17 protein-coding genes are annotated in these 20,881 nt (G+C 37.6%); 4 read left to right on the forward strand and 13 right to left on the reverse strand.

The genetic code is table 11. From position 1 onward, the window contains the following. Positions 1-6 precede the first annotated feature (6 nt). Entirely contained in the window at positions 7-1,899 is a 1,893-nt protein-coding gene (locus L6471_RS10325) for a RecQ family ATP-dependent DNA helicase (protein WP_237797291.1), read from the forward strand. A gap of 102 nt (positions 1,900-2,001) precedes the next feature. On the opposite strand, the gene ilvC is transcribed toward L6471_RS10325, so the two are convergent. From ilvC to L6471_RS10355, 6 genes are all read right to left on the reverse strand, one after another. After that, positions 2,002-3,042, reverse strand: coding sequence for a ketol-acid reductoisomerase (ilvC, locus tag L6471_RS10330; RefSeq protein WP_006283391.1), 1,041 nt, complete (start codon positions 3,040-3,042; stop codon positions 2,002-2,004). A 108-nt stretch (positions 3,043-3,150) separates the two neighbouring features. Continuing rightward, positions 3,151-3,924: an acyl-[acyl-carrier-protein] thioesterase gene (locus L6471_RS10335; protein ID WP_006283390.1), complete on the reverse strand. Its 774-nt coding sequence runs from the start codon at positions 3,922-3,924 to the stop codon at positions 3,151-3,153. A gap of 36 nt (positions 3,925-3,960) precedes the next feature. After that, a complete protein-coding gene (gene ilvN, locus L6471_RS10340; protein ID WP_027452901.1) occupies positions 3,961-4,512 on the reverse strand; it encodes an acetolactate synthase small subunit in 552 nt (183 codons plus the stop codon). A 23-nt stretch (positions 4,513-4,535) separates the two neighbouring features. After that, a complete protein-coding gene (gene ilvB / locus L6471_RS10345) occupies positions 4,536-6,251 on the reverse strand; it encodes a biosynthetic-type acetolactate synthase large subunit (RefSeq protein ID WP_006283388.1) in 1,716 nt (571 codons plus the stop codon). A gap of 89 nt (positions 6,252-6,340) precedes the next feature. Beyond that, positions 6,341-8,143, reverse strand: coding sequence for a dihydroxy-acid dehydratase (gene ilvD, locus L6471_RS10350; RefSeq protein ID WP_006283387.1), 1,803 nt, complete (start codon positions 8,141-8,143; stop codon positions 6,341-6,343). Positions 8,144-8,467: 324 nt separating this feature from the next. After that, positions 8,468-9,604, reverse strand: a complete 1,137-nt coding sequence (locus L6471_RS10355; RefSeq protein WP_006283386.1) for an OmpA family protein — start codon at positions 9,602-9,604, stop codon at positions 8,468-8,470. A gap of 205 nt (positions 9,605-9,809) precedes the next feature. Between L6471_RS10355 and cobU the strand changes: the two genes are divergently transcribed. Genes cobU through cobS form a run of 3 tightly spaced genes read left to right on the forward strand, consistent with a single transcriptional unit; the run spans position 9,810 to position 12,313 of the window. Continuing rightward, complete coding sequence (gene cobU, locus L6471_RS10360; RefSeq protein ID WP_027452904.1) at positions 9,810-10,340, forward strand: bifunctional adenosylcobinamide kinase/adenosylcobinamide-phosphate guanylyltransferase; 531 nt, start codon at positions 9,810-9,812, stop codon at positions 10,338-10,340. 9 nt (positions 10,341-10,349) lie between these two features. Next, a complete protein-coding gene (locus L6471_RS10365; protein ID WP_006283384.1) occupies positions 10,350-11,450 on the forward strand; it encodes a nicotinate-nucleotide--dimethylbenzimidazole phosphoribosyltransferase in 1,101 nt (366 codons plus the stop codon). Positions 11,451-11,494: 44 nt separating this feature from the next. Beyond that, positions 11,495-12,313: an adenosylcobinamide-GDP ribazoletransferase gene (gene cobS / locus L6471_RS10370; RefSeq protein ID WP_006283383.1), complete on the forward strand. Its 819-nt coding sequence runs from the start codon at positions 11,495-11,497 to the stop codon at positions 12,311-12,313. Positions 12,314-12,334: 21 nt separating this feature from the next. Here cobS and cobC read toward each other — a convergent pair whose 3' ends face one another. From cobC to L6471_RS10405, 7 genes are all read right to left on the reverse strand, one after another. Further along, positions 12,335-12,913 (reverse strand): alpha-ribazole phosphatase family protein, encoded by a 579-nt coding sequence (gene cobC / locus L6471_RS10375; protein ID WP_006283382.1) that lies wholly within the window; start codon positions 12,911-12,913, stop codon positions 12,335-12,337. After that, positions 12,914-15,409, reverse strand: a complete 2,496-nt coding sequence (locus L6471_RS10380) for an alpha-L-arabinofuranosidase C-terminal domain-containing protein (protein ID WP_237797292.1) — start codon at positions 15,407-15,409, stop codon at positions 12,914-12,916. Positions 15,410-15,630: 221 nt separating this feature from the next. Beyond that, the gene (folD, locus tag L6471_RS10385) at positions 15,631-16,509 is read right to left on the reverse strand and encodes a bifunctional methylenetetrahydrofolate dehydrogenase/methenyltetrahydrofolate cyclohydrolase FolD (RefSeq protein ID WP_027452907.1); all 879 of its coding nucleotides are present in this window, start codon (positions 16,507-16,509) and stop codon (positions 15,631-15,633) included. A gap of 59 nt (positions 16,510-16,568) precedes the next feature. After that, complete coding sequence (gene ffh / locus L6471_RS10390; RefSeq protein WP_006283379.1) at positions 16,569-17,918, reverse strand: signal recognition particle protein; 1,350 nt, start codon at positions 17,916-17,918, stop codon at positions 16,569-16,571. Between the two features lie 249 nt (positions 17,919-18,167). Then, entirely contained in the window at positions 18,168-18,761 is a 594-nt protein-coding gene (locus L6471_RS10395) for a hypothetical protein (RefSeq protein ID WP_006283378.1), read from the reverse strand. Between the two features lie 207 nt (positions 18,762-18,968). Next, positions 18,969-19,757 (reverse strand): prephenate dehydrogenase, encoded by a 789-nt coding sequence (locus tag L6471_RS10400; RefSeq protein ID WP_006283377.1) that lies wholly within the window; start codon positions 19,755-19,757, stop codon positions 18,969-18,971. Positions 19,758-19,761: 4 nt separating this feature from the next. Further along, positions 19,762-20,829, reverse strand: coding sequence for a bifunctional 3-deoxy-7-phosphoheptulonate synthase/chorismate mutase type II (locus tag L6471_RS10405; protein WP_006283376.1), 1,068 nt, complete (start codon positions 20,827-20,829; stop codon positions 19,762-19,764). Between the last annotated feature and the right edge of the window lie 52 nt (positions 20,830-20,881).

Below are 20,881 nucleotides of genomic sequence, written 5' to 3' on the forward strand. Positions count from 1 at the left end.
ACATACATGGATTATCTAAAGATACTTCATCAATACTGGGGGTATCCTGACTTTCGCGGTATTCAAAGAGAAATCATTGAATCTATTGGCAAAAGTCAGGATACTCTTGGACTTATGCCTACTGGTGGTGGAAAATCTATCACCTTTCAAGTTCCTGCGCTTGCAAAAGATGGTGTCTGCATTGTAATAACACCACTCATCGCACTAATGAAAGATCAGGTGGCCCATTTAAAGGACAAAGGTATTTTGGCTGATGCTATTTATTCGGGCAAAAACCATTCTGAAATCATTCAAATACTCGAAAATTGCATTTTCGGAAGAACGAAATTTTTATATGTTTCGCCAGAACGTTTATCTACTGAACTATTCCAAACAAAACTTAAACATATTAAAGTGAGCTTTATCACCGTAGATGAAGCACACTGTATCAGCCAATGGGGATATGACTTTCGTCCGTCATACCTAAAAATTGCCGACATCAGAAAAATGAAACCAGGCGTGCCAATCCTGGCCCTTACTGCTACGGCAACTCCAGAAGTAATTGATGATATCCAAGAAAAACTTGATTTCAAGCATAAAAATGTTTTCCGCATGAGCTTTGAACGCAAAAATTTGGCTTATGTGGTACGAAAGACTGCTGATAAATATGGAGAACTTATTCATATACTATCTTCAGTACCAGGATGTGGCATTGTATATGTTAGAAGTCGAAAACGATGCAAAGAGATTGCCTCTATGCTCAATGATAGCGGAATAAGCTCTACTTTCTATCACGCGGGGTTAGACCCAATCATCAAAGATGAACGACAAAAGGCTTGGCAAAATAATGAAAAAAGAATCATTGTTGCCACAAATGCCTTTGGTATGGGTATCGACAAACCTGATGTACGCATCGTTGTACACATCGACTGTCCCGACTCCTTAGAAGCATATTTCCAAGAGGCAGGCCGTGGTGGAAGAGACGGACAAAAAGCTTATGCTGTACTATTGTACAATGATAATGACAAACTTAAACTTCACAAACGTGTTATCGATACTTTCCCAGAGAAAGATTATATTAGAAACATATACGAACATCTCGCTTACTTTTACCAAATTGGTGTAGGAAGTGGATATGGAAATACTTTCGAATTTCATATTGATAAGTTTAGTTATACATATAAATTCTTTCCTATACCAGTAAACAGTTCACTACATATCCTGGATCGATGTGGATATATTCATTATGAAGATAATCCTGACAGCAAGGCACGCTTGCGCTTTATATTAGGGAGAAATGATTTGTATCAGCTGAATTCACTTTCCGCAAACGAAGAACTCATCATAACAGAATTACTTCGTGATTATGGAGGACTTTTTACTGATTACGTCTATATAGACGAATTTCTTATAGCACAAAAAACGAATATTCCTTTAGAAAAAATTTATCTGATACTAAAAAATCTTAGTGCAAGACATATCATCAACTTTATTCCAAGAAGAAAGATGCCATACATTACCTATCTACGAGACAGGGAAGATGGCATAAATATTAAGATACCATCATCAGTATATGAAAATAGAAAGGAACAGTTTGTCAAACGAATTGAAGCTATGATCAACTATGCTGAAAATGATTACGTCTGCAGAAGCCGACAACTTCTTTTATACTTCGGTGAAGATAATAATCATGATTGTGAACAATGCGATGTATGCCTAACCCACCATACACAAACATCACAGAAAGACATAGAACAGGCTAAAAAAGACATTCTACAATACTTAAGTGACAAAGAGACTCATTTAATTACTGAGCTTAAAACTTTAAATCTTCCTGAAAAGATATTTGATGAAGCATTAGAATCGCTCATTCTAGAAAATCAGGTTTTTATTGAGTATTCAGAAATCAGAATAGCATAAATAGCAATTTATCTATAGAATGCTTTTCAGAAAAGACATAAAAAAAGAGCGACCATTTCACAATGGCCACTCCCGGTTTCAACATTATGTACGAGAAAAAAATTAGTTATTTTCAGGACGAAGTTGACGAACAGTTTCAGCAGCACGCCACATTTCCATGTCATGCATTTCCTTCAACTCCGCATTCAACTTTTCACGATAATCTGGTTCAGAATTCTTATCGATTGAAATCTGAGCCTCAGTACCATTCTGTACACTCAGATACAACCATTCCATTACAGGCTTAATAGCTTCCTTGAAACGTGGACGCCAATCAAGAGCACCACGCTGAGCTGTTGTAGAGCAGTTAGCATACATCCAGTCCATACCCTTTTCACCGAATAATGGGCCAAGGCTTTGAGTAAGCTCTTCTACTGTTTCATTGAAAGCTTCTGATGGAGAATGACCATGCTCACGAAGTACCTCATACTGAGCTTCGAGAAGACCCTCTATAGCACCCATCAGAGAACCACGCTCACCAGTAAGGTCAGAAGTAGCTTCTTTCTGGAATGTAGTTTTGAACATATAACCAGCACCAATACCAATACCAAAGGCTATAGTCTTTTCCTCTGCTTTACCAGAAGCATCCTGATAAACAGCATAAGAACAGTTCAATCCACGACCTTCCTGAAACATTGTACGAAGTGAAGTTCCAGAACCCTTAGGAGCAACCATGATTACGTCAGTATCTTTACCAGGAACAACACCTGTACGATCAGCCCAGTTAATTGCAAAACCGTGTGAATAGTACAAAGTCTTACCTGCCAATTTATCTTTAATTTGAGGCCAAACTGCAATCTGACCTGCATCTGAAAGCAACATACAAATAATAGTACCCTTCTCAACAGCCTCATCGATAGAGAACAAAGTCTTACCTGGTACCCAACCATCAGCTACAGCTTTGTCGTAAGTTTTACCTTCGCGCTGGCCCACAATGACATTAAAACCGTTATCACGCAGGTTACATGCCTGACCAGGACCCTGAATACCATAACCGATTACGGCAATAGTTTCATTTTTCAAAACCTCATGTGCTTTCTCCAAAGAAAACTCTTTGCTGGTGACAACAGTCTCGACAACACCACCAAAATTCATTTGTGCCATATTAATTAATTTTTATGCGATTTATTTATATCGCGGTTTATTTATTTGTCTTAAATCTAAAATCGATTGCAAAGATAATAAATTATAATTAAACTACAAAATTTTCTTTCAATCTTTTACAAATTTAACGCTACTTCTTACAACTTCAACTTCATTTTGCTCATTTGAACTACGTTTATTTATGCGTATATTGTATTCATTATCACCTACTTGCTCACGATAGAAACATAATTTATCACCTTGATGAGATTCTGCCACATATGCAATCTCAAATCTTTTCAATCGATATTGTTTGTAAAAATCGACATCAAAAAGATCTAATACATGCTCAATGTACTTTACTGAATTAATATGACCATTAATATCGACATCACTATAATTAGTATCGATGACACGAACGAGTTCTACGTCTTTGCTCATCTTTACTCTTGAACAAGCCTTAATCGGATCATGCAACTCGGTTTCTACATAATTCAAGATTTTACCATCCTCAATGGATAAAATATCAGCAGGCTGTCGGGTTTCTGTATCTATCATGGCCCATACACTTCGACCATATCCGTATACATGTCCACCCTCACCTGTAACCTTGAAATTACGACTTGTGAAAAACTTCATTGCACTTTCCACCCATGTTTCAACAAAAAACGGATCATAAGCTTCAGGCATTTCTTCCATCTCTATCGCAAGCCTACTCAACACCCATGTTTTCTGAATCGTATTAAGGTATAACATACCATATCCACGATCATTACTGTGAAAATCTGCAGCATTCAACATTGCATTTCCCAAATGCCCCATAAAAAGCTTCTTTGAAAAATCACAATGGAATGGCTCTGCCATAAATTTGTATTTACCAACTTTTGGCAATAATTCACTCATAATTTCTCCCTCGTTATTTATTATCTATATATTTTATTAATCAGACGATCCTGCCTCAATATTTTGCTGTTCATCAAGAAAATCAGTGATGGTTTCTTCTTTACTTCTAGTAACAGCTATCTTACCTGTTCTAGTATACTGCAAAATACAGTTTGCCTCATTCAACTTTTTAAACAATGTAGCTATATCTTCTGTTACACCACCCATCAAAACTGTAGTGTATGTTGGGTTGACTTCTAACATACGTGCATCAAGATGACGAATTGCTCTACTAATTTCAGGATTAGCCAACAATGTAGGAGTCGCAATCTTAAAGAGGGCTACTTCATAGATAAATAGTTCATCATCTGTATAATACTGAGCCTTCACCACATCTATTTTTTTTTCAATAGCCTTAGTTATCTTCTTTATCTGCTCTTCATCACTCCAAGCCGTTATCGTGTATTTATGAATATTCTTGATACTACTCGCTGATACATTTAAACTCTCAATATTTACTTGTCTACGAGTAAATACTGCAGTGATCTGATTAAGGATACCTGCGATATTCTCTGAATAAACCAGCAATGTATATAATTTCTTATCCATTTCTGTAATCTTCATTTTAACAATTAGTAATCGAGTTCCAACAGCATTTCGTTGACACTCTTTCCAGGCAATGTCATTGGCACTATATCCTCATTCTCCTTAATAGCACATTCCAAAATATATGGGCCATCAGTGCTAAGCATCTTAGCAATCTTAGCTTTAAGATCCTTACGCTCAATAACAATATCATAAGAAATACCATAAGCACAGGCAATCTTATCATACTGAGGATTCATCATATGTGTAAAAGAATGACGTCCATTAAACATCAAATCTTGCCACTGACGTACATTACCAAGATAATTATTATTCAGGATAATCATCTTCAAAGGTACCTGCTGCTCCATAATTGTACCTAATTCCTGAATACTCATTTGAAAGCCACCATCACCCATAAAACAGCATATTGTACGGTCAGGAGCCCCAAAACAAGCACCAACTGCTGCAGGAAGACCAAAACCCATAGTACCGAAACCACCACTCGTTACAATAGAGCGCTTTTTATGATACTTGAAATAACGGCTAGAAATCATCTGGTTTTGACCAACGTCGTTTACCAATACTGCTTCACCATAAGTTTGCTCTGCAACTTCGTTTACGACCTCTCCCATTAACAAAGGTCCCTCTGTAGGATGAATATCAGGCTGAATAACTTTTTCATTTTCCAAATCAGCATACTTCTGAAAAGACTCTATCCATTCCTTATGCTCATTTTTATTTAGAAGACGTGTAATAGCTGGTAAACTTTGCTTACAATCGCCCAAAACAGGTACATCTGCCTTAATATTTTTGTTCAGTTCAGCGCTATCAATATCTAAATGAATAATTTTTGCTTGCCTCGCATATGTAGAAGGCAAACCTGTTACACGATCGCTGAAACGCATGCCAATAGCGATAAGCACATCACATTCCTGAGTTTGCATATTGGTAGCATAAGCTCCATGCATTCCTAACATACCCTTATTTAAAGGATGATTACTAGGAAGTGCAGAAAGTCCAAGCAACGTACGTCCTGCAGGGATATCTGCCTTTTCAAGAAATTCAATTAACTCATTTTGAGCATTTCCCAATTCAACGCCTTGACCAACCAAAGCAAAAGGCTTCTTTGCTTGATTAATTAAATCTGCAGCCTCCTTAATTCTTTCCGGGTTAAGTTGTGGATAAGGTACATAACTGCGAACATGTTCAACCTTTACAGGAATCCATTCACAGGTATGAACTTGTGAATTCTTAGGGAAGTCAAGAACAACAGGCCCAGGACGACCTGAACGCGCAATATAAAAAGCACGACTAACTGCCCACGCTACATCCTCTGGTCTACGAATTTGATAAGCCCACTTACACACAGGCTGTGCCACACCCACCAAGTCTACTTCTTGAAATGCATCAGTACCCAAAGCACCAACACCAACCTGACCTGCAATAACAACTAATGGAGTTGAATCCATCATAGCATCAGCAATACCCGTCAAGGTATTCGTAGCGCCTGGTCCACTAGTAACAACACATACACCTACTTCACCACTGACTCGAGCATAACCTTGAGCTGCATGAGCTGCAGCTTGCTCATGACGGACCAATACATGGTCGAACAGTTTAGTTTCACCTCGCGTGTAAGTATAAAGAGCATCAAAGACTGGCATGATAGCTCCACCGGGATAACCAAAGATGGTCTTTACACCTTCGTTTTTTAGGGAGCGCATCAAAGCTTCAGCTCCTGTTATCAATTCTTTAGCCATATTTATGAATACTTTCTATTCAAAAGTGCCGTACAAACAAAATTATTTTATTTTACGGCACCCTATATTTAAATAAAAGTTTAACTTCTTTAATCTATAATTCTAACACCACCCAAATCTGCGGATGCTACACTCTGAGCATATGCTTTCAAGGCTTTGCTGACGACTCGATCACGTTTTAAAGGCTGCTGTGGACGAGCTGCAAGTTCCTCATCACTCAACTTAACATTAATTGAACGACTTGGAATATCAATAACAATAATGTCACCATCTTTAATTTTACCTACATTTCCACCTGAAGCAGCTTCTGGAGAGATGTGACCGATACTCAATCCAGAAGTTCCACCAGAAAAACGACCATCAGTGATAAGAGCACATTCTTTACCCAAATGACGGCTTTTAATATAAGATGTTGGATAAAGCATCTCTTGCATACCAGGACCACCCTTAGGTCCTTCATGTGTAATAACCACACAATCTCCTGATTTTACCTTACCACCAAGTATGCCCTCACACGCATCTTCCTGAGAATCAAAGCACACAGCAGGACCCTCAAAATGCCACAATTCAGGTGCTACACCAGCAGTTTTTACAACACAACCCTTCTGTGCAATATTGCCAAAAAGCACGGCTAGCCCCCCATCTTTAGTGTATGCATGCTGTAAATCACGAATACAACCATTCTCACGATCTGTATCCAAACTCTCCCACTGTTCGTTCTGGCTACCCATCTTAGTAGAAAAACGACGCCCAGGAGCACTATGGTAAATTCTATTTGCCTCGTCATTTACAGTATTACCTGTAATATCATACTTACTGATGGCTTCATCCAATGTTAATCTATCTACTCGATTTACATTTCCACGAATTAAACCACCTCTATTCAATTCATTCAAAATACCCAAAATTCCTCCAGCACGATTACATTCTTGTACAGAATACTTCTGAGTGTTAGGAGACAACATACAAAGACAAGGTACTGCACGACTCAACTTATCAATATCTTCCATCTTAAACTCCGCACCCGCTTCTTGTGCAACAGCCAACAAATGAAGTATAGTATTTGTACTACCACCCATAGCAATATCTAATGTCATAGCATTCAAGAAAGCATCACGGGTTGCAATATTTTTTGGTAATACACTTTCATCACCATCTTCATAATAAGCATATGCATTCTTCACTATTTGACGAGCAGCATCCTTAAAGAGACGAATACGATTCTCATGAGTTGCTAAAATAGTTCCATTACCAGGGAGTGAAAGCCCAATGGCCTCTGTCAGAGAGTTCATAGAATTAGCTGTAAACATACCGGAACAACTACCACAACCTGGGCAAGCACTATTTTCAATTTTCTCCAAATCCTCATCACTAACTGAAGTATCACCACCGTTAATCATGGCAGTAATCAAATCTGCATTCTGACCTTTCCAACGACCTGCTTCCATAGGACCACCTGAACAGAAAATAGTAGGGATATTCAATCGCATTGAAGCCATAAGCATTCCAGGTGTCACTTTATCACAATTTGAGATACAAATCATAGCATCAGCCTTGTGAGCATTTACCATATACTCAACAGAGTCTGCTATCAAGTCACGACTTGGTAGAGAATAAAGCATACCATCATGCCCCATAGCTATACCATCGTCAATTGCAATAGTATTAAACTCTGCGGCATAACATCCCATAGCCTCAATCTCCTGCTTTACAATTTGGCCGATTTCATGAAGATGTGTATGTCCCGGAACAAACTGAGTAAATGAATTTACAATTGCTATAATTGGTTTTCCCATCTGCTCGTGTTTCATACCAGCTGCTACCCACAAAGCACGGGCACCAGCCATTCTTCTGCCTTGAGTACAGACAGCACTTCTTAACTGATGTTTCATATCTGTTATTATATATTTTCTATTTCGTCTCTCATTATTCTGCAAAGGTAAACATAAAATCAGTAACAACCAACAATTTTCTAATAAACTTTACCGTTTTAAAGCAAATTTGTTACTAAATTCAATAAATAATAATTAGATTATAAGTATTTTAATATCACAAGCTTTTCAAAAACATCTAAACTACTACAGATTAAAACACACAGATAATGATTATTGTATACCTGCTAACAAAACAAAAAAGTCATAAGACACGATTTTAAACAAAAAAAATCCCAAGCCTTTATAAGGCTTGGGATTATATTTAAATCTTTTAATTAAAGATTAATCCTTTGTTGTATCGTTAAAAGTAGCAACGCGGTTGAACTCTACCTGCTCAAAGAGCTTATCAGTTACACCACAACCAGTAGCCTTCAAACGATCTGCAGAAATTTTGTACTTCTTAACTAAAGCATTCTTAACAGCTTCAGCACGTGCCTGAGAAAGTTTCTGATTGAACTCAGCATTACCTTCTGGAGAAGCATAACCCTTAATCTCTACATTTGCCTCTGGGTGATTCTTCATGTAAGAAGCGATCAACTCAATTGGAGCATACTGAGCTTTGTCAATAGAACTCTTACCCTGACGGAAGAGAACTGTTGGCTGAAGATTTGTTGCAGTAGCAGCCTTCTTAGGCTTCTTCTGGCACTCATCAAGAGCATTTTGAAGATCAGCGATCTTCTTATCTTTAGCAGAAAGCTGAGCATCCTTATCGTTCAAATCTGAACGAAGGCTATTGATCTGATTATTCAAGCCATCAATTTCGTTCTGATCACGAAGCTGAGCGATTGTGAAGTTATGAGTACCATTTGAGTTCTTGAACTTATAAACAATACCTGCATTAAGCTGGAAGAAACTCTTATTGAGGTTATACTCAATACCCTGACCACCATTCTCGCCATTCAAATACCAAGTCATAGATGGCTCAACATAAATCTGCCATGCCTTTGAAGAACCTAAATTGAATGCGAAGTCGATACCTGCTTTAGAAGTCAATGCATTGTGATTTTTACCAGCGCTTTCAGTACCAAACTGATGGAACCAGCCCAAACCTGCTACAGGGATAACCTCAAATACACGTGGCTCACCTTTATAACCACCAAACCAGTTACTCAAGTTTACAGTACCAAGCAAACTTGTATTCAAACCGCGAACTACAGTACCACGAGAAACACCTGGCTTGTTTGAAAAATAAGCATTGCTCTCAGCAGCCAAACCAAATACTGGAGTAAACCAACGACCGATACGAAGACCAGCATTAGGGTTTAAGTTTTTCAACCAAGAGTGACCTGTTGCCTTTGTTGCAACACCGCCATTAATACCTACATAAAAATTGTCAAATGTCTTGCTTTCAGTTACAGTCTGAGCTGATGCTGAAACTGCCATCGTAGCAGCTGCAAGCAGTAATCCTAATTTCTTCATACTCTCTTGTAGTTTATAAAATTGATTTTTAATTTTACTTATCTCTTAAAAGCATTGCAAAGGAATAAAATTTTTTCGAAACAAGCAAATTTTTTATGAAGAAAAATGAATTTTCCTTTAAGAAAAGTGAAAATAGTGTATTTTTCTTGCTTTTTAAATGCAAAATGGCTCTTTTTTTGTATTTTTTTTGTATTTTTGGTATCTGATGAAAAAAATTATATTAATAACAGGAGGACAAAGATCTGGTAAAAGCAGTTTTGCAGAAAAATTAGCTTTATCATTGTCTCCTAATCCTATTTATATAGCCACCGCTCATATTTGGGACGAAGAGTTTCGTCAGCGTGTCATTCGACATCAACAAAGAAGAGGTCGAAACTGGATTAATATCGAAGAAGAAAAATATCTATCCAAACATCATATACATAATAAAGTCTGTGTTATTGACTGTATCACTTTATGGTGTACTAATTTTTTCTTCGACAGCACTAAAAAAGAAATGAATCAACCATCTATTAACGAAGTACTTCAAAACCTCAAAGATGAATTCGATCACTTTACTCAACAAGATGCTACTTTTATATTTGTAACTAATGAAATTGGAAGTGGTGGAGTTAGCAATAGTTCTGTACAGCGTCGATTTACCGACTTACAGGGATGGATGAATCAATATGTAGCAGCAAAAGCCAACGAAGTAATATTAATGGTTTCCGGCATCCCTGTCAAAATTAAAGAATAAGATATTTTTATGCAGCACTTTCATATTTTAGAACCAGACCAAACTATTCGTCAAGAAGCACTTGAAAAAATAGATAACCTAAATAAGCCCAAAGGATCTTTAGGTATTCTAGAGAACATTGCACTTAAGCTCTGTCTTATCCAACAGACTTTATCCCCTTCTCTCCACTATCCTTGTCATCTTCTTTTAGGAGCTGATCACGGCATAGAGCGTGAAGGAGTATCCGCTTCGCCACGAGAAGTAACTTGGCAACAAATGATAAATTTCACTCGTGGAGGCGGATTCGTTGATGTTATGTGCAGGCAACACAATTTTGAGCTCAAAATTGTAGATATGGGAGTTGATTACGACCTATCCGATTTTCATACTATCATTAATTATAAAATAGCTCATGGTACAGCCAACTTTTTACAACAAGAAGCAATGACTCTACAGCAATGGAATGAATGTATAGAAAGAGGTTGTCAGCTCGTCGATCAATGTATAGCAAAAGGAAGCACCATTATTAGTATAGGAGAAATGGGTATAGGGAACACTTCCCCTTCCAGTATATGGATGAGTCTTTTTGGAAATATGCCACTCGATATCTGCATTGGTGCGGGCTCAGGCCTAAACAGTGCTGGCATTCAACATAAATTAAAGGTATTAACTAAAAGTGTACAAAAATTCCTGACCAAATTCCCAGATATTGCAGAAACACTGAGCAATACACCTCAAGGCAAATGTCCAAACTACACTTTTAAACAAACAGAACAAATTCTTTATTATTTTTCTGGATTTGAAATGGCAGCAGCTATAGGTGCAATGTTGCGAGCAGCAGAGAGACACGTTACGATTTTAATTGACGGCTTTATCATGACGGCTTGCATACTCGGTGCAAGCAAACTATATCCAAATGTTCTTCACTATGCAATCTTTGGGCATTGTGGCGACGAATCAGGCCATCAGAAAATGCTCAACTTACTACATGCTCAACCATTATTGCAACTTGGTCTACGATTAGGCGAAGGTACAGGGGCCTTATGCGCTTTTCCTATAGTTGACTCCGCATGTCGTATGATAAATGAAATGAACAATTTCGAAAATGCAAAAATCACCAAATATTTTTAATTTACATACTGTTACCCAAAATTATTCTATCTGATTACGTAAAAATGCAAATACCAATAGATAAAAAGATTAAGATAAAGGATCGAATCTATGCAGCTTTTATCTTTTTTACAAGATTACCTTTTTGGAGAATATACCAACCTACACGTGAGGCATACGAAACCGTTGTTGAACATTGGCCATTAGTAGGATGGCTAACAGGAATAGCAATGGCAGGAACACTATATCTATGTCACTTGATACTTCCTTTATCTCTATCTATCCTTTTAGCCATGCTCGTTCGAATACTCCTAACTGGAGCATTACACGAAGATGGATTAGCAGACTTTTGCGATGGATTTGGCGGAGGTACTTCACGTGAAAAAATATTATCCATCATGAAAGATAGCCACATTGGCACTTATGGAGTTATAGGGCTCATCTTATACGAATTAATATTTTTCCAGACAATATCTACAATCTGTAGCATAACAGAAATGAAGACTTGTATATTTGCAATAATAGGTGGTGATGCTTTTTCGAAAATGATAGCTGCTCAAATTATTCAATTTCTACCATATACCCGAAATGCCGAAACAGCAAAAAATGGTGTGGTCTACCGCAAATTAAGCTTAAAATCAGGAATTAGTCTATTTGTCCAAGGGGTATTACCTATGATACCACTCTTATATAGTACAGGCTTTGCTCATATAAATTGGATTATCTTTGCACCTTGTATAACCATGTTTCTTCTTTATACACTGATGAACAAGAAAATAGGAGGTTATACAGGTGACTGTTGTGGTGCAATTTTTCTCCTCTGTGAGCTTACTTTCTACATCGCTTTTGCAGGCACAATATATTATAACATCGTTACAACATAATCTATTACAGAAGACGCTCACTTAAATTTGAATAACCTCTATACCCCCATAATCTACCAAATGCCCATCAGATCCGTAAGCATGTTCCACATCAAATAATCCTGCGTATATACCTGCACATAACAAGACTCCACCATGTGCAAATACAATAACACGCTCATAACCATACTTGGTTAATTCTGAAAGAAAGCAAGTTACTCGCTTATAAAATTCAGGAAACGATTCACCATGAGGAGTAGGTAAATGAAGATAATCTTCAGACCATAATTTGAAATAAGGATCGCTAATCCATAAATGGTCATAGCTCTTCATTTCCCAATCTCCCATATTAAATTCCTTTAGCCGATCATCAAATTTCGGATATATAAAGCCACAATGAGCAGCTAACTTCCGAGCACGTAATAAAGGAGAACAATAAACAGCATCAAAACAATTATTCAAAGTTGAAGCGTTTTCATCCTTTCCAACAAGGGCTCTAAGAGTTTCATACGTTCGTTGTGCTTCTTCCGGAAAAGATTCTGCTAAAGGCACATCACTCCACCCATAGCAAGTTCCTTTCCGAACACCTACACTTGTGTGTCTAACAAGAACTATTTTCATTTATAATTCAATAACTTTCCAATCTCTTGCGTTTACCATAATAGTCTTTTCACCTATCTTTAGATTCAAAGGCTGTGACAGAATATTCACCACTCTAAGCCAAGTCTTGTTTGATTTAGAATTCTTAACTACACTTATACCAACATACTTTTTCAAAGCCTCATCAATATTAAGCTTAGATTCAACATAAATATCTCCACTATGTGTACTAAAATCTTTCTGTACTTGATAGTTCAAAGTTGTCTTAACATCCCTATTTGTGAAATATATCATATCAGGTTGCCAGTTACTGTGTCCCACTTTACATAGCATAGGAGCATAACTAGCCATTTCCACGACATCTCCATTTCGCTCAATATTTGTAAGATGCAAAGCTTCTGCTAAAGCATTATCCCTTTCATCTTTTCCACGACTAGCATATTCACCTAAATATACTTTAGAAGCCTTACGATCATAATCGTCATAATAATTCTGATGATTTAAGAACCACGATGGTTGCTCATAATAATGTTCATCTACCGCACTAAAGAGATTAGCAACATTGCCCTTGCTATCTTTAAACTTTTCGCGCTTAGCAATTTTCCAGCCTTCGATATAATCACTAGATGGATAATGAAAAGGACCTACTGTTCCTATAACTTCCATATCAGGATACTTTGCTTTTACGGCTCTACTGATCATGAGATAGCGTTCCTCAAAAACAGTAGAAATCAAGTCCTCATTACCAATACCTATCATTTTCAAGTTAAAAGGAGCAGGATGACCAGCTTCTGCTCTCATTTTAGCCCAGTTCGAAGTGTTAGCATCACCATTCGCCCACTCTATCAAGTCAAGCACGTCTTGCACATAAGCAGGCATTTGACTCATAGGGATACCATTCTGTTGACCAGCCAAGCCGTCCTCATTTGCCTGTGAATTCTGACAAGGCACTCCTGCAGCCAAGACTGGAAGTGGTTCAGCTCCCATATCTTCACACCACTGAAAATACTCATAAAAACCCATTCGCTTCGTCTGATGGTAACGCCAAATATTAGGAGCCGGTTTACGATCTTGATATTTTCCTATACTTTCCTTCCAATGATAGATATTACCTAAGCCATCACCATGAAGCATACATCCACCTGGGAAACGTACGAATTTAGGTTGTAGTTCGGCTATTGTTTCTGCCAAATCTTTACGCAATCCGTGTCCTTTGTAAGTATCCTGAGGCACAAGAGAAACCATATCAATAGCAATTTCACCCTTAGCCTTTTCATCTGGGATAATAGCCAAAAATACTTTATCAAGACTAATATTTTTCTTGGGCTTATCCTCTATATTAAAAATAGCTTGATAATAAGACCACTGATGATTTTCAACTTTGAACTTTGCGTCAGTGATAACTTCGTGATTCCCATTTAACAAGGCTATTCTGAGTTTCTCACGCTTACTATTAGCATCAATATTTCTGGCATAAAAAGATATCGTATATTGAGCTCCTCTTTTGATTTCTATACCATCCCAACCATAATTATAAACTGGAGCCTTTGACAAAACTGCATAATGAGGATTATTACGGCTCAATGGCTGTTTAGTATCGATTTTGAGCTCTGGCTTCCATGCCGTGGTTGCATTCCATACTTTCTTTCGATCATCTTTATTATATTCGAAATCACCATTCTGTATCATTTCAGCCCAAAGTCCTCCGTCAGCGCCATAACTAATATCTTCAAAAAAGATGCCATAAAGACGATCTGATATTTGTTTAGTATGATTAAAATCTACATCTAAAGTAGCAAATACAGGAGATGTGACAGGTTTTCCTACATTATTCATAAAGACAAGAGGAAGAGCTTTTGTATCAGCCTCATTTTGCATATCACGGGCCTGTAATTCAGAAGCCAAATAATTAAGATGAAGCAAAGGTATATCAAACTCATTTCCCTGATAACACTTACCATTAACCGTAGCGGTATCTCTATCCCACAAGATATCATCTGCCGTAACCATCAATGAATCTTCCTCAAAATGACGCATCTGCTGATCACCATGCAGATATCTTTTACCTTCTTTGGTCTTAACATACACATCCCACGTACCATCTTGCATTTCGTACGCAACAGGTTCAGACACACCTTTTTCACGCAACACCGGATAATCTTGTGGACGCCATATTAGAAGATCTTCACTATAAGCCACAGCAAACGCAGGAGCTTTATCATTTACGCCCCACAAAGCTCTCCATGTTCCATCGTTTGCTTTTGTTACAAAAGGATGAAACATTTTTTTGTCAGATCCCCAAGGTCCATAGTCGCTATCTAGCAGCTTACCAATCTCATGCCAACATTCATCATCACCCATATAAGCAGCATGAAGTCCTTGCCGACTATCTGGCGAATATAAAAATATCTGTACTGTCGTATCATTTCCCATTACCGTATATGCAGGCTTCACACTAAGTGCATGCGACTGCATAGCAATCGCTAAGGCAAAGGAAACCAACCCTATTTTTTTCATAAAAGATGATAATTATCAGATTTATAAATGAATATAGGGCGAAATTACTCATTTTCTGACAAACGGCAAAAGAAATATCTTATAAAGTACAAATTCTATCAATAATGCTGTATTACTTATCAAACAAAAATGAAATTTAATAAAAAGGGCTTCCTTGCATCCCTGCAAAGAAGCCCAAACAAATTAGAGAGTTATAAAAAAGTCAAGTATTACTGTAATCTTTACTTATAAAATTCTTTTTTTCCTGCAGCCAATGTATTCTTCATAAGTGAGCATATTGTCATTGGACCTACCCCCCCCGGAACAGGAGTTATGAAAGAACACTTTGGTGCTACTTCGTCGAATTTAACATCACCATTGAGACGAAAACCACTCTTACGAGTTGCATCAGGTACACGAGTAGTACCAACATCAATGATAACTGCACCATCTTTAACCATATCAGCAGTTACGAAATTAGGCTTACCGATCGCAGCAATGATAATATCAGCTTCTTGGCACTCTTTCTTCAAATTTGCAGAGTGCGAGTGACACACAGTTACTGTAGCATCACCAAATTGCTTTTGCATCATCAACTGAGCCATAGGCTTACCTACTATATTACTTCTACCAAGCACTACACATTTTTTTCCTGAGGTTTCAATATGGTAGTGCTGCAATAGAGTTATAATACCTAATGGAGTCGCAGAGATGAAACAAGGAAGACCGATAGCCATACGACCAACATTAATTGGATGAAAACCATCAACATCCTTACGATAGTCGATTGCCATAATAATCTTCTGCTCATCAATATGCCTTGGCAATGGCAACTGGACAATAAATCCATCGATATCCTCATCTTTATTAAGTTTATCTACACAAGCCAATAATTCATCTTCTGTTACATCAGCTTCATAGCGTATCAATGTACTTTTAAAGCCACATTGTTCGCAAGCGATAACCTTATTTTTGACATAGGTTTCTGAACCACCATCATGCCCTACCAATACAGCTGCCAAATGAGGCTGCTTACCACCATTTGCAACTATTTTCTTTACCTCTTCTGCTATTTCAGCTTTGATAGCTGCAGCAGTTGCCTTACCATCGATTAGCTCCATTATTTTAGTATACTTCTTTAGTTTTTGGTTTTGTACGTTTGTCTGTTTTTACCAAATGGTTAAAATTTGGGCATACCAGGAATATTCATTCCCTTCATACGTGCCATCATGCTAGCCATCTTGTTACCAGTAACCATCTTCATCATTTTGCGAGTTTGATCAAACTGCTTGATAAGTCGGTTTACTTCTTGAATATCTGTACCAGAACCCTTTGCAATACGTTTGCGACGGCTTGAATTCAGTATTTCTGGATGAGAACGCTCTTCAGGGGTCATACTCTTGATAATAGCTTCAATACCCTTGAATGCATTATCATCTATTTCCACATCACGAATAGCCTTACCTACACCTGGTATCATACTTGCCAGATCTTTCAGGTTACCCATTTTCTTTATCTGTTCTATCTGATTCAAGAAATCGTTGAAATCAAACTGATTCTTCTGAATCTTTTTCTGTAATTTCTTTGCTTCTTCTTCATCAAACTGTTCCTGAGCACGCTCTACAAGAGAGACTACGTCACCCATACCCAGGATACGGTCTGCCATACGTGACGGATGGAACACATCAAGTGCTTCCATCTTCTCACCCGTACCAATAAATTTGATTGGCTTATCAACGACTGTTCTAATAGATAAAGCTGCACCACCACGGGTATCACCATCAAGTTTAGTCAGTACAACACCATCAAAATCAAGACGCTCATTAAATTCTTTCGCAGTATTGACAGCGTCCTGACCAGTCATTGAATCTACAACAAAAAGGGTTTCATCTGGATGAACATGATTTTTCAGATTAGAAATCTCTGTCATCATCTGTTCATCAATAGCCAAACGACCGGCAGTATCAATGATAACGACATCGTGACTCTTAGCCTTAGCTTCCTGCAAAGCATGGTCTGCAATAGAAAGAACATCTTTATTCTCTGGTTCACAATAAACAGGCACACCAACAGACTCACCAACAACCTTCAACTGATCAATAGCAGCAGGACGATATACGTCACAAGCAACGAGCAAAGGATTCTTATGCTGCTTTGCCTTAAGCAGATTAGCCAATTTACCACTGAATGTCGTTTTACCACTTCCCTGCAAACCACTCATCAGAATAATAGCAGGACGACCTTCAAGTTTCATAGGTACAGACTCACCACCCATGAGCTCTGCCAATTCATCGTGTACAAGCTTAACCAACATCTGACCAGGACTGACAGCTGTCAGAACATTTTGGCCTAGAGCTTTCTCTTTTACACGATTAGTAAAGTCCTTTGCTACTTTGAAGTTCACGTCGGCATCAAGCAGAGCGCGACGAATATCCTTCATTGTTTCAGCTACATTTATTTCGGTAATCTTGCCCTCACCTTTAAGAATCTTAAAGCTGCGTTCAAGTCTGTCACTAAGATTTTCAAACATATTTTTTTATTAATCTACAGTAATATCTATAAATCAGATTTAATTTTTGTAAAAGGTCCCTCCAATTCAAGTGCAAAAGTAATAATAATAGGTGATATTAAGAACTAATTAAGTTTTTTTAAACATACAAACTATATAAAAATTCCTATAAACTCAACTAAAAAGAATTAGATAGACAACTCTCGTGTATTCTTATATTAATTTTTGCCAAAAAATCAAATCCTATAAAGCCTTAAAATCACCAATTATTTATTTAGAACCTTCTGTAGTATTTTCTTTCCCCTTATATTTTTTTCCAGTCGTCTTAATATATGCTCTAATTATCGGATCCTCCTCTATATCTTGCTTAGAGTTCAGACTATCTATCACCTCTGCGGCCTTCTTTAGATGTTTAGCATCCCGTTTTCCTCGCCTATCCATCCAACCAAGCATATCTACTTGTATTCCGCCAGGTTTTGCCGCATCCTTAGCAGCATCACGAGCACTTTTACTCAGTCTATCAAGATTTTGCTGTTGCATATCCTTTCCCCACACCTCGACTTCACTTATATGACGAGCGTTCGGAATCATAACTATCGTATCCTGTATGGATTTAGCATAAATTTTGAATTCTACGAATCCTGGTTTAGACACAGTCGCCGAATCCCAATCATATTTCATCATAAAGCGTCCGGTATAATCGGTCATAGCCCAATGCTCAGTATTGGTATGGATTACGACATCTCTCATTGGTACTTTACCTTCAGCACTTATAACACAATAAATACGCTCTTTTTGCTTTTGTGCCATAGAATCTACTTGCTGAGCTTTAACAACCATGCTTGTCAGCATAAAAAGTACCATAAATATACTTTTAAAGATTGGTATTATAATAATGGTGTGACGTTTTCTCACTACTACTTTTGATTTTAACAGTGTTAGTACTTTTTTATTAGACAAAGATATAACACTATTTTGCTTTTCACAAATGATTTGGGCATTGTTAATAGCTTTTAGGTAAAAATTATCAAAATAAAGAAGAGAAAAGTCATATATAAAAAAGACATAACCTTAATCGGCTATGTCCTCTTTAACATGGTTTCTGATTTTAGTCAGATATTGCTTCATACGTTTAGCATCTTTATTTTTGATAATATCACTCAATTCTGATAATTCCTCACGTATCTGATCTACCTGTCCATTAGTATATGGATTAAACAAGATTTCCTGAAGAAGAAAGTCATCTTCATTAAGAACACCTTTAGCGATACGCATATGGCGCTTAAAGGTTGTACCAGGTGCATCTTGATGCTTCATCACTGCAGCAAAGACAAAGGTACTAACAAATGGGATACTCAGTGAGTAAGCCACAGTCTCATCATGTTCCTTAAAAGTATATTCATATATATTCAAATCAAGTCTTTGGTACAGATCTTTAAAAAAGATACGCCCCATATAGTCGCCCTCACTGATAATAATGGCATTTTCTTCACTCAACTGATTCAGATTAGCAAAGGTAGGACCAAACATCGGGTGAGTAGAAACATAAGGATGACCACTTTCCTCATAAAAGGCTTTAAGACCTGTCTTTACAGAGGCAATATCACTGATGATACAATCGTCTGGAAGATAAGGTAATACTTCTTTAAAAGCAGAAAGAGTATATTTCACTGTAACAGCATTGATAACGAGTTCTGGTTTAAACTCTTTAATCTCGTCCAATGCCTGAAAGCGATAACAGTTATAGGTAAAACGCAGACGCTTAGCATCTTTTTCGTATACAGCTACTTCATGGTCAAAACTGAGCAGGTCGATAAAGAAAGACCCCATCTTACCTGCTCCCAATATTAATATTTTCATTTGCTTATTCGTTTACAATCTGCAACTGTTGACGAACACTCTCCTCATGGATAAGTTCGAATACATGTGCTGCAAACTCTGGATCCATGCCACAAAGACTTGCCTGAGCACCACGCTTCTCCAAAATTTCGTTGTAACGGCCTGTCTGAAGCACTGTCATATTGTGCTCTTTCTTAAATGTGCCGATCTCACGACATACACGGAATCGCTTAGCTAATAAATCCATCAAATTATTATCAAGATCATCTATCTGACTTCTCAACTGTCGGATATCCTCTGTAGTATTATGAACATCACGTACAACAAGAAGACTCAGAATATAATCAAGTATATCTGGAGATACTTGTTGCTTAGCATCACTCCAAGCCTCATCTGGATTACAGTGACTTTCCACAATAAGGCCATCAAAGCCTAAATCCATAGCCTGCTGACAAAGAGGTGCAATTAGATCACGTCGACCACCGATATGACTTGGGTCACAAATAATAGGAAGCTCTGGTATGCGACGATGTAACTCAATAGGAATCTGCCACATAGGCAAATTACGATAGATTTTCTTATCATACGATGAGAAGCCACGGTGTATTGCACCTAGGCGCTTTACACCTGCCTGATTGATACGCTCTAATGCACCTATCCAAAGTTCAAGATCAGGATTAACAGGATTTTTTACTAATATAGGACCATCAAAACCTTTCAAGCTATCTGCCAATGCCTGCATAGCAAATGGATTAGCTGTTGTACGTGCACCAACCCAAAGAACATCGATATCATATTTAAGAGCTAGTTCTACATGTTCAGGAGTTGCCACCTCTGTTGCTGTAAGCATACCTGTTTCCTCTTTTACTCGTTTCATCCATGGCAGAGCAGCCTCGCCATTACCTTCAAAACCACCTGGTTTTGTACGTGGTTTCCATACTCCTGCACGAAACATATGACAGCCTTTTGCTGCTAATTGCTTAGCTGTATTCATTACTTGTTCTTCTGTTTCTGCTGAACAAGGGCCAGCGATAACAATAGGACGACCTCCATTATCAGAAGGCAAATTTAATGGTTCCAATTCCAGTTCCATAATCTTGTATTTTTAGTTGTTGTTATTCGTATTGTTGATTCACGTTTTAATC

This window comes from Segatella bryantii, from assembly GCF_022024215.1.
GTDB classification, from domain to species: domain Bacteria; phylum Bacteroidota; class Bacteroidia; order Bacteroidales; family Bacteroidaceae; genus Prevotella; species Prevotella bryantii.

Coding starts and splice junctions, on each gene's coding strand:
- ilvD (WP_006283387.1), bottom strand. CDS start 8,143: ATGAAACATCAGTTAAGAAGTGCTGTCTGTACTCAAGGCAGAAGAATG.
- L6471_RS10395 (WP_006283378.1), bottom strand. CDS start 18,761: ATGGTACTTTTTATGCTGACAAGCATGGTTGTTAAAGCTCAGCAAGTA.
- ilvC (WP_006283391.1), bottom strand. CDS start 3,042: ATGGCACAAATGAATTTTGGTGGTGTTGTCGAGACTGTTGTCACCAGC.
- ffh (WP_006283379.1), bottom strand. CDS start 17,918: ATGTTTGAAAATCTTAGTGACAGACTTGAACGCAGCTTTAAGATTCTT.
- L6471_RS10355 (WP_006283386.1), bottom strand. CDS start 9,604: ATGAAGAAATTAGGATTACTGCTTGCAGCTGCTACGATGGCAGTTTCA.
- cobU (WP_027452904.1), top strand. CDS start 9,810: ATGAAAAAAATTATATTAATAACAGGAGGACAAAGATCTGGTAAAAGC.
- folD (WP_027452907.1), bottom strand. CDS start 16,509: ATGGAGCTAATCGATGGTAAGGCAACTGCTGCAGCTATCAAAGCTGAA.
- L6471_RS10380 (WP_237797292.1), bottom strand. CDS start 15,409: ATGAAAAAAATAGGGTTGGTTTCCTTTGCCTTAGCGATTGCTATGCAG.
- L6471_RS10405 (WP_006283376.1), bottom strand. CDS start 20,829: ATGGAACTGGAATTGGAACCATTAAATTTGCCTTCTGATAATGGAGGT.
- ilvB (WP_006283388.1), bottom strand. CDS start 6,251: ATGGCTAAAGAATTGATAACAGGAGCTGAAGCTTTGATGCGCTCCCTA.
- cobC (WP_006283382.1), bottom strand. CDS start 12,913: ATGAAAATAGTTCTTGTTAGACACACAAGTGTAGGTGTTCGGAAAGGA.
- L6471_RS10325 (WP_237797291.1), top strand. CDS start 7: ATGGATTATCTAAAGATACTTCATCAATACTGGGGGTATCCTGACTTT.
- cobS (WP_006283383.1), top strand. CDS start 11,495: ATGCAAATACCAATAGATAAAAAGATTAAGATAAAGGATCGAATCTAT.
- L6471_RS10365 (WP_006283384.1), top strand. CDS start 10,350: ATGCAGCACTTTCATATTTTAGAACCAGACCAAACTATTCGTCAAGAA.
- L6471_RS10400 (WP_006283377.1), bottom strand. CDS start 19,757: ATGAAAATATTAATATTGGGAGCAGGTAAGATGGGGTCTTTCTTTATC.
- ilvN (WP_027452901.1), bottom strand. CDS start 4,512: ATGGATAAGAAATTATATACATTGCTGGTTTATTCAGAGAATATCGCA.
- L6471_RS10335 (WP_006283390.1), bottom strand. CDS start 3,924: ATGAGTGAATTATTGCCAAAAGTTGGTAAATACAAATTTATGGCAGAG.